The sequence below is a fragment of the Caballeronia sp. dw_276 genome (assembly GCF_018449635.1).
Taxonomy (GTDB): domain Bacteria; phylum Pseudomonadota; class Gammaproteobacteria; order Burkholderiales; family Burkholderiaceae; genus Caballeronia.
This window is the reverse complement of sequence record NZ_JAAVUV010000010.1, coordinates 120,993-133,172: the sequence shown is the minus strand read 5'-3', so window position 1 is coordinate 133,172 and position 12,180 is coordinate 120,993. Positions and strand designations below refer to the sequence as shown.

Sequence of the window (12,180 nt, the reverse complement as noted above, 5' to 3'; positions counted from 1 at the left end):
AGGGACACACGGCGTTGTGTCCCAATCAATGTGTACCGATCGATGCCAAAAATAGCGACACCACTGAATGACACTCGTATCAGGGCCCTCAAACCGAAGGCGGCGCGTTTTCGCGTTTCAGACGGCGGCGGCCTGGTGCTGGAAGTCATGGCGTCCGGCTCGAAGGTCTGGCGTTACAGGTATTCGCTGCATGGCGAGCGCCAGCCAATGGTAACGATTGGCGATTACCCGGCAATCAGCCTGCAAGACGCCAGAGAGAAAGCGCGGAAATACGCCGAAATTGTTGCGAAGGGGATCTCCCCAGTTGCCGATGCTCGCAAGGATCGCGGAGCCGATAAGCGTTTCGATACCGTGAAGGCTTTTGGAGAAAATTGGTACACATCTCAGGTGGAGCCAATGTCGACCGAATACCAACGCACAATTAAACGGGCGCTGGAGAAAGACGTATATCCAGCGATCGGGAATAAATCGCTCGAAGCCGTTACGCCAGGCGATGTGCTGGCAATCTGCGACAAGATTAAAGCGCGAGGCGCCCCAAAAATGGCGCTCTCCACCCGAAATGTGATTAAGCGTCTGTTTGAATACGCAGTCGCGCGCCAGTTAGCGCCGACCAATCCCGCTCAAGCCGTTGTTGCACGGTTTATCGCCACCCAGGACAGCCGCACGCGGGTTCTATCCCCTGATGAGATTGGAACTGTTCTGCGTGCCGTCTACTCGTCCGATATTCGTCGTCCGCTGAAGATCGCGCTTCATCTTCTTGTTTTGACGATGGTGCGCAAAGCTGAGTTGACTGAAGCCAAATGGACGGAATTTGATCTTGACGCCGGCGTTTGGCGTATTCCGGCCGATCGCATGAAGAAAGAAAAGGAACACTGGGTTTATTTGTCCTCGCAGGCGGTCGCAATGTTGCGGGAACTACACGAGCTGACCGGTGACGGCGATTTTCTCTTTCCGTCATCACGCGGCGCCGGCGATAGGCCCATTTCTAAGAGCACACTCAATCAAGCCATTCGCGCGCTCAGCATCGATGTTCAGCATTTCGTACTGCACGACTTCCGACGGACGGCATCGACGCATCTGCACGAGATGGGGATGTCATCGGACGCGATCGAGAAGGCGCTTGCTCATTCGATAAAAGGCATCAAGGGCGTTTATAACCGCGCCGAATATGCCGACGAGCGCATCAAAATCTTGCAACTCTGGTCAGATTTCGTAGAAGCACAGGTTGAAGGAAAGCGAAAAGTTGTTCTCGGTACTTTTGGGCGAACTGCGGCATAACTTCATTTACCGTCGCCTGGACAGTTTCAAGCAAAAGCGGCGATGGATGTGTTTCAGCACAAACCATCGCCTAACCAATTGACCTAGATAGGAGGTCGCTATGGCTAAACAAGATTGTAATTCCACCGAAGCGGTAACCGAAAAAGATGTCCCTGGAAACGTAACAGCGCGAATGGAGCAAGTTCTACTTTCTTGCTGCGCCATGGACGATTTGTGCATGGAAGAGATCGCAAAAGGGCATCCCGGCAATGGCGCATTTTTAGTTGTATTGCGCGATTTCCTGAGATCCACAGCGCGCGATGCTGAAAACTGTGCCGTTGCTCTATCTGGCAACCGGAACACGATCGGGTACTTCGAGGATCATTTCGGAGCAATCTGATTAATAAGCGGCGGCCAGGGTGTTAGAGCACCAAGGCCGCCTGACCATAACGCTACCTACAGAACAGGTGAGCACCATGACTGACAACAATTGTAACGGCACGGCCATTCCGCGGCAGAACGCAGCAGCACGCGCTAAGTCGCTTGCCGATATTTGTCTGGCGGCGCGCGAGGCGGGCCGAAATGCGCTGTTTCTCCCAACTATCGAAGCTATTAACCGAAACTGGGTAACGGCGCGCGAACTTTGGTTGGATTCGCATATGCCTGAGCCGTGCGGTATGTCCGACGAACAATACGGCGCGGCACTTGATCGAGTTGCCAGCGCTTTTGAACAAGGCGTTGATGATCTCTACCGCTGCTTGGAGGAGAATGTCGGTCATGGATAACGTCATTGGTCACCCAAAATTTGATCGCGACCCAGTTGTCTACACACATCGCGGGAACTATCCAAAAGAGGTTGCCAACCTCAGGCTCTATCGCCGGGAGAAAAAATCGAAGCTTGTCTGTGCCGCAACGATTCAGACCCAGGAAAGCTGGGAGGAGAGAGCTCGGGACTTAGAAAATAAGTTCGACGTTATCTCATGGCACCTATTGCAAGCCGCAAAGATCCTGGCCGCCGAAAGCGACAAATAACATAACACTTCGCCGCGAGTCGCATTCATCGCGGCCCTAAAGGAGCCGCACATGCGGACCGAGCGCTATGAAACGCGGGATCGTGCCTATGGCGTGTGGCATCGTGCACCGTCAATAAGCCGCTATCTCCCCAGCGATCAAGCCGAGTCCATGACGATGGCCGATCTGGACTCGGTGCTTTACACCGAATACGACTATGGCGGCAAGCTGCCCTTGGCACTGGTTGAAGTCGCGCTTGATGTAGGGCAAGAAAAAACAGCCGAGGTCATGCAGCAGCTTGCGGAGCGCGCTGATCTTCCTGCCTACATCGCTCTGTACACGCCGGCAGCGGCAATCAATCCCACCGCTCCAAATTGGTCCGATATCCAAAGTTTTCGCGTCAAGCGGCTTTGGCCTCGACCAGAATCATCGTGGCGGATCTTGTCGCCTACCGAGTGGGCGACTGCGCTCGTTCAAATCCGCGCGTGGCAGTTAAACCGCTTTGTCGATATGCCGGCCATGAACGATGACCAATATTAAGGGGCGACCATGGAAGGCATTCGTCGAATTGGAGTAACACTTAAAGCCTTGGGTTTTGTCTGGCTTCTTGCCTTGCTATTTGCCGCCGGATATAACGCAGTGGGAGACGAGATTCCGATCTCCGATCAGGACAAAGCCGCAATTTATGAAAGCGATACCGGCAATAATCTCGAAGCCGAGGCAGAGGCACACACTTCTTGGCCGACAGGAAAACCCGATCCGTTACTCGCACTCATCGAAGCGATGCCAGCGCGAGAGAAGCTTCTCGCCGAGCACTTCGCCAAGCGTCCACTTGTATATCGGCGTCACGAGTGGAACGCGGCCATGTTGTGCATCGGCTTCGCTTTAGTTGGATATGCAGTCCTCGCAATATTCGGTTGGATTGTGACCGGCTTTGCAATGAAGCGCGCTTGACCGGCTTACAGCCGCGCCTAGCCCGACGGGGTGAAAACGGAGCACCCTACTCCGTTGGCGTGGTTCTCATTTAGGGAGCGTCAGGGATCGCTTGATGAACGCAGACACCGCCAAACTGCTGGCGCAAGCGCAAGAAGAGATAGAACGCTTGCGAGATGAAAATGGGCGACTTCACCTTGCGCTTGCGCTTCTAAGGAAACCAATGAGGAAACGACCTGGGAGACCCATTAAGTCGGTATTCGACCGTGAGATGCAAATGAAACTGGTCGACATCTTGAAAGATCAGCGCAGGAGACGGTACGGCATCGAAATGACGGACAAAGAGGCACTAGCCGTCTGGCTGGAGGCCGAGTATGAAGCTGCTGGTAAAAAATATCGCGCGCACGGGGTGAAGGAGCAGCAAGAACTGAAAACCCGACAAAACAGGCTTTCGGCTTTTCGCAAAAAAAATCTTACTGATCCCAATAATTAATCGGGGATATTTACGGGATAGACATTTAACTACTGTGTGGATGTGCACAGCATCGCTCTCATAGCGACGCGTTAAGACACCCACCGGAGAATTAAATGTCCGTTAGCTACAAGGGCCTGCGCCCATCAAAAGCCGCCGAAAAACTCGATATCGGCCTGTCCAGCCTTTGGGCAAAAGCGAAGACCGATCCCGATTTTCCGAAGCCCGTGAAGCTCGGACCGGGCACCACGATTTTCATTGAAGCCGAGTTAGACGCGTGGGTACAAAAGCGTGTTGAACGTTCCCGAAAGCTGGTCGCAGCATAAGGGAGCCGGCAAATGGAGAACACATATAAAAAAGCCGCGCCCCTTATCACGGAAGGCACGGCTCAAGACATCTTTCACGACAATCATAATTCAAATACTGCCGAAGCTCAACGAGATCGCATTCTCGGATTTCTGCGGCGCGGCGCCGGTATGAGCACGATCGACGCACGGCATATTCTTGACGTGATGCACCCGGCGGCGCGAGTTTTGGAGCTGCGTGATAACGGCTTCGATATCCAAACCGTATGGCAGCGCCAGGAAACACCTGAAGGCGGTCGTCATCGCGTAGCGCTCTATTACCTCATGTCGGAAGCAGGCCATGCACGGTGATCGCGCGTATTCCGCGCTTTCCCATCTTGACGCTGGTTGCTCCCGTTTCGATTGGGTCCGCATTGGCATGGCCGCCAAAGCTGCGGGCGTTGATGAAACTGGTTGGCTCGACTGGTGCGCGACCGGCGGCAATTACGGCGGCGAACGTCAATGCAGATCCGTTTGGCGCTCATTCAAAACGAATGGCGGCATCGGTGAAGGTTCGCTGTTTCGCATGGCGATGGAGTCAGGTTGGACAGACAGAAGCCCGCGCCGCATCGTTCATCCGATCGTGCGACCGCCAGAACCAGAAACAAACGTTCGCGACAACCTAGCGCCGAACTGGCTCGCATTTTGGGAGTCGCTTGCACCTGTTCATGGCATCGGGGCCGAATATCTGAACGCGCGTTGCTGCGTAATACCCCCGTCCGATGGCGACCTTCGTTATACCGCCACGCTTAAGCATCCTACAGGTCATGTCGGGCCGGGTCTTGTCGCGCTTGTGTCCGACGCCATTTCGGGCGAAGCGATCAGCCTGCATCGCACGTGGATTAACGCAGACGGTAGCAAAGCTGATGTTGCGCCGCCCCGGATGCTGTTAGGTGGTCATCGCAAATCGGGTGGCGTAATCCGTCTCTGGCCGCATGAAGCCGTCACTGGAGGCCTTGGGATAGCTGAAGGTATCGAAACAGCCCTGAGTCTCGCCAACGCTTACAAGCCTGCGTGGGCGCTCATTGATGCCGGCAATCTTGCCAAGTTTCCAACGCTCGGCGGTATCGAGTCGTTATTGATCGCAGCCGACCACGACGAAGCCGGTGGTAAAGCAGCGATTCAGTGCGCAGAGCATTGGGCGCTTGCAGGTCGCGAAGTCCGAATCGCCCAGGCACCGAATCAAGGTTACGACCTGAACGACCTTCTGCGGATGGCTGCATGACCCGCGAAGAATTTCAGACGTTTATAGAAAACGCGCCTGTGTTTTCGCTTGATGACTACCGCGACGCACGGGAAACCGAACATGTGTCGGTGACTCCCAAAGTTGCGAAGCAATACCGTTTGCAGTCTGCCGACGACCTTTGCAACGCGCCGCCGCTTCGTTGGCTGGTTCGTGGGGTATTGCCTGTTTCTGGCCTAGCCGCGGTATATGGCCCCTCTGGTTCCGGCAAGTCGTTCCTGACGCTCGACTTGTGCGCAGCTGTTGCGGACGGTGCCGAGTGGTTCGGCCGGCGCGTCTGCGCTGCTCCTGTCACCTATGTTTGCCTGGAAGGCGAAGGCGGTTTATCAAATCGCGTTAAGGCGTGGAGCGTTCGGAATAAACGCTTACTGCCCGCTAACCTGCATTTCGTGACCGAAGCGCTCGACTTGCGTTTTCGCGACGACGTCGAAGCGATCGCACAAGCAGTCAACAACGGCAATTGTGCGTCTGGCCTGCTCGTCATCGACACCTTGAATCGCGCCGCCCCTGGCACTGACGAAAACAGTTCGAAGGATATGGGCGAACTGATCGAAGCCTGCAAGGAATTGCAGCGCCTGACGGGGTGCCTCGTCCTGTTAGTCCATCACACCGGAAAGGACGCAACAAAAGGACTGCGGGGTCATTCCAGCCTTTACGCGGCGCTCGACGGTGCAATTGAAGTCACCCGTGACGACAGCCGGCGCGCGTGGTCAGTCGCCAAGTCGAAAGATGACGTGGACGGCGAAAGCCAGCCATTCAAGCTCGCTGTGGTTGAACTCGGTGAGGACGAGGACGGCGAGCAGGTCACGAGCTGCGTTGTTGAGACCGGCGACGACGGGCCATCTATGACCCGCCCGATGCCACGAGGGAAAACACAAAGCGTCGTCTATTCCGCCATGAAAGCAATTCTGAGCGAGTCGAAAACCTTCGCCCAAGCTGGAGCGCCGGTCGGTCGTCCATGCGTAGAAATTGAAGCAGCCATCCCGGTCATTGCAGACCGCCTCGTGTGTAGGCCAGATCAGCGGCTATTTCAAGCGCGCCGCGCACTTACTTCCATGGTCGGTGATCGCGAAATTTATCGGGCGTCGCAGGGGTGGATATGGGCCAACTGATCATCCGCACAAATCGCACAAACCACTCATTTGTGCGGGCTGTGCGCACAACACACACAACTCCCTATAAGGGAGTGTTGTTTGTGCGTGATTTTGAGTGTGATCAGGTTTCGACGGGCGCTGTGTCACTGGAACGAACTTTGGCAAACAACGGAGCAAAGCATGATTGACGCATTGGTAGGTGGAAAGCTATTCAAGAAACCCGAAGAACGGCGCTCTGGTTCAGGGAAATCGTTCGTGGTCGCAAACCTCAACGTATGCGCGACTGATGGCGAATGGTTCTTCGTCCAGGTCGTCGCATTTCGAGACACCGTCAAAACTAATCTGCTCGCTATGGACGAGGGCGACAGCGTTTCGCTCACCGGTCCATTGAAAATCAGCACCTACGAAGATCGCCACGGAACGACAAAACCGAGCGTAAGCATGGTCGCGCAGCAGGTCATGACGGCCTATCAGGTATCTCGCAAGCGCAAAGCCGTTGCGGAACCGTCTGACGCGCCTATGCCTGTCCATGCAGGCGTCAGACAAGCCGAGCAGTTGTATGGAAAGCACGACGTGATGAACGAATCGCTCGACGACGTGACGTTCTGAGATGGCGAACAAACCCACATCCGAACAGCCGGAAACGAAGGTCACCATGCTCAAGGTGGTTGAGGTGGCCGGCGAAGACCACGCGGTGACGCTCTCTAAGTTTGCGACGAAACCGGAAGTTTCCGCTGCAGCGACCGCGCAGATGTTCAGTGCTCTGACCAAGGGCGCGGACGTCAACCACCTAGTCGCAGAAATGAACGCGCAGACCGCGAAGCTGGCTGACGGTGATATGACGCGCGCCGAATCGATGCTGCTGAGCCAGGCGCACACGCTGGACGCGGTATTCAACGAAATGGCACGTCGTGCGGCGCTGAACATGCCGAGTTATCCGCAAGCAGCAGAGACATATTTGCGCATGGCATTGAAGGCTCAAGGCCAGTGCCGCGCAACGCTTCAAACCTTGGGCGATTTAAAGGCGCCGCGATCGGTTGCGTTTATCCAGCAGGCCAACGTATCGAACGGGCCGCAGCAGGTTAATAACGGCAAACCCTCGCGTGCGTCCGAGCAAACGCAAAAACCGACGAACGAACTTTTGGAGGCCAGTCATGGCGAATGGATGGACACCAGAGCGCAAGGCTCGACAAGCGGAGTTGATCCGGCAATGGCAGCCATGGCAGAAATCGACCGGGCCGATTAGCGATGAAGGAAAAAAGGCGGCGTCGAAGAACGCATTGAAGCATGGGCAACGCTCATCGGAATGGACGGCTGAAAAACGGCTTTTAAAGCAAGCATTCCAGGATATTCGGCAATTGCAGTACCAGTATGCAGTCAGCTAACCGCTGCAAGTTTGATCCTATCGTTGGTTTTAATTAATGGAGAATGAAAATGTTTAATGGCGCAGGCGTATTTTTGACCCCCCAGGGCAATCCTGTGGTCACCGGCACCGTGATTTCGTCTACAACGCAGAACAATACGATTACCGACTTGTCGAACGGGCTGACCAACTGCATTACTAAAGACGGCCAGAGCACACCCACGAACAATATTCCGCTGGGCAACAATAAACTGACTGGACTTGCCAACGCGACGAACCCGCAAGATGCCGTTGCGCTATCTCAACTTGTCGCACGCGGGATCAACGCTGCCTCTACGATCGCAGTTGCTGTCAGTTCAACATGGCCGTCTACGTATGGGGGAGCAAGTGTTTATATCAATTCGCCCACGGCCACGACACAGGTTCTTCCGTTGGCGGCATCAGTTCCTGCCGGCTCGCGAATTTCCATTCTTATCGCTGCAAACGGTATTGCCACAATCCAACGGCAAGGAACGGACACGATCAGCACGCCTGCATCCTCGACTGCAACTAGCTTCAGTATGTCGGGTTTCGACACGGCAACGCTTGAATCTAACGGCGGAACAAACTGGTACGTTATTTCGGGCGAGTTGCAGCAAAATTCGTCCGTCACATACAACAACACAGCTGGCGTAGGCGGAACGAACCAGGCCATAACGAATGTGACTGGATCACGCGGTATCGGCACAACGTATTCCAACACAACGACGAAACCCATTTTCGTGAGCGTTTCGTTTAGCGCGACGTCGAGCGGCCTAATAACCTACCAATTAAACTCGGCTCAATGCGGTGTGAAGTCGGTACCGAATGGTAGCTTCGATACATTCACATTCCTTGTTCCGCCTGGGGCAAATTACAACCTCACGATTTCGACGGGGACGTTTGCCCTGAACATTTGGACGGAGATCCGATAAGTCCGCCCCCGCGATCAAAACACGAGCGCCGACTAAATTTCATCCAAAGCAAGCGGTGAAAGCAATCGCGCTTCGTGTCGATCGGGTCAGGGCTGAAGCGGGTTCCATACGTTGGCGGCTTGCTCGACAACGCTCAGAACCGAATGTTCGTCAGCAAAGCCCTTGGTACGTCGCTCAAGAACGCATCAAATCCCACGGTGCCGATTGATCCACGCCTCTTGGCTGATGCGCTTTCTAAGTTCGTCCCGCCGGCGAAGTGACGCCGCGCACTTTTTTAAAAGCGTGTAAATACCGATGCACATGACCGGTCCGATTGCGCAAATGGCTAGCTGGATATTCATCTTTCCCTCAGGTGCGTCTTTTGGATCGGTTCTTATCCCCACAAGCTTAGGCTGAAACCCGTGGGTTTACAACCGTCTGCGAAATTCTGCGTTTCGCGCCGAAGGCTATGCTTCTCGACTTTGCGGACGTAAACTCGCTTCGTCCTTTGCAATGGCCTCTCTTACCGGCCTCATGCGCTCCCGCCAGTCTCCGGCGGGTTCTTTCTCGATCAATTATTTGGTGGCAACTGCTGGCAAAGCTGCCGTCTGAGCCGCGGCCGCGTTTGTCGGTCCTGGAGTTGGCTGCATTGGCTTGGGCGGCGAAATAATGGTCGTCAGCCCCATCGAAACCGTTATTAGCGATGGATAGTCGTATGCGGCGCCAGTGCCCATATCTACTGCGGCGCCGATAATGCCGCCTGCGAGAATGTTGCCGTATGCCATGCCCTTGGTACTCGACTTGATCGTCATCGCGCCTGGCTCTTCACCGTCTTTCTTGCACACCACGCTCAAGTCGTCGTAAGCGCGATGAATCGAGACCGTACCCGGCGACGTGACAAACCAGGTCCCTTTATCGTTGGTGAGAGTGCACATCGCGCCCGCGACCATCGTTTCACCTTTGGTGGTTTGAACTGAGACGGATTGCGACGATCCGCCGATAATGGACGCGCAGCCAGAGAACATCGTCACTGCGCAAAGCACGACGGCAGTTTTTGGAATGAACATGAGAAAACCCCGGATAGTTGTCGTTTTGTTGGGGCGGTGTTAGGTACCGGCCTAGACCGGATATCGGCAGAAACTCGCGAGGCTTGAGTTCAGGCACGTCTTGATTTGATTGAAATGAACCTGTTCACTGCATCGCTGCTCACTCGATGTTGCCGATTAACATTCTCACAAGAATATAGAAGGGTGGTACGGATATGACGGCGTAACTATGGTTCGTAGACCAATTTAGGCACCAGCGAAAACTGTGTCGGATGCACTTCCATCTGAAAGATTTTCGTAAAAGGATAAGCGGCCTTAACTTGGGCGATCAGGCCGTTCTGGTCGGATTTTGTGCATTTGACACCCATGTAAAGACACGGCAACTCCAACGGACTAAATTTATAATCGTTGTAGGCTTCTGCTTGAGCTGCATAAGTGACGACTCGCCACTCTTGTTCATAACGCCATTGCTCAGCCTTCACAAAGGCAAGTTTGTGGAACAGATTTTCGCTCTCCATCCACGATCTGTTTCCCAAATATCCTTCGATCATTTCATCGTAGTCTCCAAGAGCAGGCATTGTTTGACTATACTCGACTGGACGCGCTACCAGAAACGAGGAATCGAGAGTAGCTAGACCACGGATCTCCATAACGACACCGCCATGATTGGCGCCGTAATGAGCCCACATAGGCATGCTGTCTTGAACTTCGGACAGACAGAAGATCCGAGCCGTTTCTGATTGCCGCTTCCACATTTCATTCTGTTCGGCTAGATACGAAAGAGCATTTGCTTGCCCCGCCTGTAGGGCTGGCCAAACATCACGCGTCCATGTTTCGCGAGTCAGTTTGCCCGATGGGCCGGATCTGACTAACATCAGGAGCGCTGTGAAATCATTTGGTTGTTTGATGACTGGCGGTTGTGACGAGAAGATGATATCGGCCGCGCCCTCCACAAGTCGATGCATTGCACGATCTTTATCTCCAGTCATATGCATTGCGAAAGAGTGATCGAATGGGTCATTGAAGCTTGCCGGAGATCCCCATCGGAACTTGCCCGCCCTTAGCACCGAAAGAGCTGTCGATGCCGAGTAGTATTTGTAGAGGGAGTTTTCCCCTCTTGTATTTGCTAGCATATTTCACTCCGAAACTAACCGCCGCCGCATACAGCGGTTGGCTGAGACTATACGACATTTGCAGGCGATAACTCTTAACCTATTTTGCGGACATAAATACGATGGCGAAAGCGGACATTCAAACATCGACCTACGAACTTGCCGTGTCGTATCGAGAATCGGCCGATCTTCTCGTCGATCAGATATCAGCGGGAAAAAGCGTGGCGGGGCACAAAATATTCCCTACGATGTTTCTTTACTCTCACTGTGTCGAGCTTTTTCTAAAAGAATATCTTCGACTCAAAGGTTACCGGGAAAAAAAACCATGGGGACACGATCTTAAGCGATTGTGGGCCGCAGCAAAAGCGCAGGGAATCGCACTTGCGCAACCACATCAATTCGACACGCTAATCATAAATCTCGCGTCCGGCCACGAAGACTATCAATTCCGCTATTCCGAGAAGTCGTTCAGCCACTCGGGCCCAAATTGGACTCGGCGAGATGTAGGGAGTTTGGCAGCAGCGGTTAGCTCGGAAAGAGAGTTGGTACGACGCGCCGCCTCAGACAAGTTGGAAAAAGACGGCGTTACATATTACTCACCCCTTGCAAACATCTTTGTTTCGGTGGATCTCGACAATACTCCGAAACCCACAAATTGATTCGCAGACGCTGTCACTTTGTGATTCGGCGGGCTCGGCATTGCATTGAATCATTGTTGCCTTGCGTCACTCTGGAACCTCTCAACGTGCCAAAACTCGCACCGCAAAAATTCGCTTGCAAGACGTTTCTATGGCGTTTAATCTTCGACAAAACCGCGCTCTTGCGCATCGACCGGATGTCTTGGGAAGTTGGGTTATCGAGGCCTCACAGTTCGCAATCAACAATCTGCGAATTGGCGAGCACTTCGCCCTGACCTGAAAATTTTCGAGGCTCCAAAAACGATACCCAAAATCCGCCCATCGGTTTCGCGTGTCGCTTATCTTCTTCGTGCATTCCGCGAACCCTTCTGTTCTTCCCTGCATCCGTTTTCGCCTACCACCTTCGCAGCCATTTGCATGGCTTGCTGAAGTCGCTTATACAGCGGCACCCTTCCAGATCACACACGCGGTCCATCTTCCGAGATATGCGCGCAACCCGCGCCACCGCCATGCGCCGGCTCCTGTTGTCCATCGCTTCCATGTAGAAGCATCGGACACAGTACCGGCGCCCTGGCATTCGCTCTGACGTCGAACGACGTCCTCTTCCTATTCGCGGTCGGGCATTGGCGCTCCCGATCGGTCGACAGCCAAAACACGAGAGCAAACGGAGAGAAGTGACCTCTTGGCGCGCGACGTCCGATCCTAGTGGATCGATGTCACGCAATAGGCTGCGTC

At 54.1% G+C, this 12,180-nt stretch carries 17 protein-coding genes; 15 read left to right on the top strand and 2 right to left on the bottom strand.

Annotation, left to right across the window (positions count from 1 at the left end):
* Positions 1-42: 42 nt before the first annotated feature.
* The 14 genes from HB633_RS21230 (at position 43) to HB633_RS21160 (ending at position 8,670) form a co-directional block, all read left to right on the top strand.
* The gene (locus HB633_RS21230; RefSeq protein ID WP_213780121.1) at positions 43-1,278 is read left to right on the top strand and encodes a tyrosine-type recombinase/integrase; all 1,236 of its coding nucleotides are present in this window, start codon (positions 43-45) and stop codon (positions 1,276-1,278) included.
* 100 nt (positions 1,279-1,378) lie between these two features.
* Positions 1,379-1,657: a hypothetical protein gene (locus HB633_RS21225; protein ID WP_213780120.1), complete on the top strand. Its 279-nt coding sequence runs from the start codon at positions 1,379-1,381 to the stop codon at positions 1,655-1,657.
* Between the two features lie 76 nt (positions 1,658-1,733).
* Entirely contained in the window at positions 1,734-2,042 is a 309-nt protein-coding gene (locus HB633_RS21220) for a hypothetical protein (RefSeq protein WP_213780119.1), read from the top strand.
* Entirely contained in the window at positions 2,035-2,289 is a 255-nt protein-coding gene (locus HB633_RS21215) for a hypothetical protein (protein WP_213780118.1), read from the top strand. The genes HB633_RS21220 and HB633_RS21215 overlap by 8 nt, the downstream gene beginning before the upstream one ends.
* A 51-nt stretch (positions 2,290-2,340) precedes the next feature.
* Entirely contained in the window at positions 2,341-2,808 is a 468-nt protein-coding gene (locus tag HB633_RS21210) for a hypothetical protein (RefSeq protein ID WP_213780117.1), read from the top strand.
* A gap of 9 nt (positions 2,809-2,817) precedes the next feature.
* Positions 2,818-3,222 (top strand): hypothetical protein, encoded by a 405-nt coding sequence (locus HB633_RS21205; RefSeq protein ID WP_213780116.1) that lies wholly within the window; start codon positions 2,818-2,820, stop codon positions 3,220-3,222.
* Positions 3,223-3,316: 94 nt separating this feature from the next.
* A complete protein-coding gene (locus tag HB633_RS21200; RefSeq protein WP_213780115.1) occupies positions 3,317-3,694 on the top strand; it encodes a hypothetical protein in 378 nt (125 codons plus the stop codon).
* A gap of 95 nt (positions 3,695-3,789) precedes the next feature.
* Positions 3,790-3,999, top strand: coding sequence for an AlpA family phage regulatory protein (locus HB633_RS21195; protein WP_213780114.1), 210 nt, complete (start codon positions 3,790-3,792; stop codon positions 3,997-3,999).
* 12 nt (positions 4,000-4,011) lie between these two features.
* Positions 4,012-4,329 (top strand): helix-turn-helix domain-containing protein, encoded by a 318-nt coding sequence (locus HB633_RS21190; protein ID WP_213780113.1) that lies wholly within the window; start codon positions 4,012-4,014, stop codon positions 4,327-4,329.
* On the top strand, positions 4,319-5,242 hold the full coding sequence (locus HB633_RS21180) for a toprim domain-containing protein (RefSeq protein WP_255581046.1): 924 nt from the start codon (positions 4,319-4,321) through the stop codon (positions 5,240-5,242). Before HB633_RS21190 ends, HB633_RS21180 begins: the two co-directional genes overlap by 11 nt.
* On the top strand, positions 5,239-6,372 hold the full coding sequence (locus HB633_RS21175; RefSeq protein ID WP_213780112.1) for a helicase RepA family protein: 1,134 nt from the start codon (positions 5,239-5,241) through the stop codon (positions 6,370-6,372). The genes HB633_RS21180 and HB633_RS21175 overlap by 4 nt, the downstream gene beginning before the upstream one ends.
* Before the next feature lie 162 nt (positions 6,373-6,534).
* Positions 6,535-6,963, top strand: a complete 429-nt coding sequence (locus tag HB633_RS21170) for a single-stranded DNA-binding protein (protein ID WP_213780111.1) — start codon at positions 6,535-6,537, stop codon at positions 6,961-6,963.
* A 1-nt stretch (position 6,964) separates the two neighbouring features.
* The gene (locus HB633_RS21165) at positions 6,965-7,600 is read left to right on the top strand and encodes a hypothetical protein (protein WP_213780110.1); all 636 of its coding nucleotides are present in this window, start codon (positions 6,965-6,967) and stop codon (positions 7,598-7,600) included.
* 188 nt (positions 7,601-7,788) lie between these two features.
* Positions 7,789-8,670: a hypothetical protein gene (locus tag HB633_RS21160; RefSeq protein ID WP_213780109.1), complete on the top strand. Its 882-nt coding sequence runs from the start codon at positions 7,789-7,791 to the stop codon at positions 8,668-8,670.
* 554 nt (positions 8,671-9,224) lie between these two features.
* Here HB633_RS21160 and HB633_RS21155 read toward each other — a convergent pair.
* Positions 9,225-9,716: a hypothetical protein gene (locus tag HB633_RS21155; protein ID WP_213780108.1), complete on the bottom strand. Its 492-nt coding sequence runs from the start codon at positions 9,714-9,716 to the stop codon at positions 9,225-9,227.
* A 206-nt stretch (positions 9,717-9,922) separates the two neighbouring features.
* The gene (locus HB633_RS21150) at positions 9,923-10,828 is read right to left on the bottom strand and encodes a DUF2971 domain-containing protein (protein WP_213780107.1); all 906 of its coding nucleotides are present in this window, start codon (positions 10,826-10,828) and stop codon (positions 9,923-9,925) included.
* Between the two features lie 101 nt (positions 10,829-10,929).
* On the opposite strand from HB633_RS21150, the gene HB633_RS21145 reads away from it, so the two are divergent.
* Positions 10,930-11,466: a hypothetical protein gene (locus HB633_RS21145; protein ID WP_213780106.1), complete on the top strand. Its 537-nt coding sequence runs from the start codon at positions 10,930-10,932 to the stop codon at positions 11,464-11,466.
* Positions 11,467-12,180 lie beyond the last annotated feature (714 nt).

What these genes read in the sequence shown, in the direction of transcription:
- HB633_RS21230 (WP_213780121.1), top strand. Translation starts at nt 43, where the DNA reads ATGCCAAAAATAGCGACACCACTGAATGACACTCGTATCAGGGCCCTC.
- HB633_RS21225 (WP_213780120.1), top strand. Translation starts at nt 1,379, where the DNA reads ATGGCTAAACAAGATTGTAATTCCACCGAAGCGGTAACCGAAAAAGAT.
- HB633_RS21220 (WP_213780119.1), top strand. Translation starts at nt 1,734, where the DNA reads ATGACTGACAACAATTGTAACGGCACGGCCATTCCGCGGCAGAACGCA.
- HB633_RS21215 (WP_213780118.1), top strand. Translation starts at nt 2,035, where the DNA reads ATGGATAACGTCATTGGTCACCCAAAATTTGATCGCGACCCAGTTGTC.
- HB633_RS21210 (WP_213780117.1), top strand. Translation starts at nt 2,341, where the DNA reads ATGCGGACCGAGCGCTATGAAACGCGGGATCGTGCCTATGGCGTGTGG.
- HB633_RS21205 (WP_213780116.1), top strand. Translation starts at nt 2,818, where the DNA reads ATGGAAGGCATTCGTCGAATTGGAGTAACACTTAAAGCCTTGGGTTTT.
- HB633_RS21200 (WP_213780115.1), top strand. Translation starts at nt 3,317, where the DNA reads ATGAACGCAGACACCGCCAAACTGCTGGCGCAAGCGCAAGAAGAGATA.
- HB633_RS21195 (WP_213780114.1), top strand. Translation starts at nt 3,790, where the DNA reads ATGTCCGTTAGCTACAAGGGCCTGCGCCCATCAAAAGCCGCCGAAAAA.
- HB633_RS21190 (WP_213780113.1), top strand. Translation starts at nt 4,012, where the DNA reads ATGGAGAACACATATAAAAAAGCCGCGCCCCTTATCACGGAAGGCACG.
- HB633_RS21180 (WP_255581046.1), top strand. Translation starts at nt 4,319, where the DNA reads ATGCACGGTGATCGCGCGTATTCCGCGCTTTCCCATCTTGACGCTGGT.
- HB633_RS21175 (WP_213780112.1), top strand. Translation starts at nt 5,239, where the DNA reads ATGACCCGCGAAGAATTTCAGACGTTTATAGAAAACGCGCCTGTGTTT.
- HB633_RS21170 (WP_213780111.1), top strand. Translation starts at nt 6,535, where the DNA reads ATGATTGACGCATTGGTAGGTGGAAAGCTATTCAAGAAACCCGAAGAA.
- HB633_RS21165 (WP_213780110.1), top strand. Translation starts at nt 6,965, where the DNA reads ATGGCGAACAAACCCACATCCGAACAGCCGGAAACGAAGGTCACCATG.
- HB633_RS21160 (WP_213780109.1), top strand. Translation starts at nt 7,789, where the DNA reads ATGTTTAATGGCGCAGGCGTATTTTTGACCCCCCAGGGCAATCCTGTG.
- HB633_RS21155 (WP_213780108.1), bottom strand. Translation starts at nt 9,716, where the DNA reads ATGTTCATTCCAAAAACTGCCGTCGTGCTTTGCGCAGTGACGATGTTC.
- HB633_RS21150 (WP_213780107.1), bottom strand. Translation starts at nt 10,828, where the DNA reads ATGCTAGCAAATACAAGAGGGGAAAACTCCCTCTACAAATACTACTCG.
- HB633_RS21145 (WP_213780106.1), top strand. Translation starts at nt 10,930, where the DNA reads ATGGCGAAAGCGGACATTCAAACATCGACCTACGAACTTGCCGTGTCG.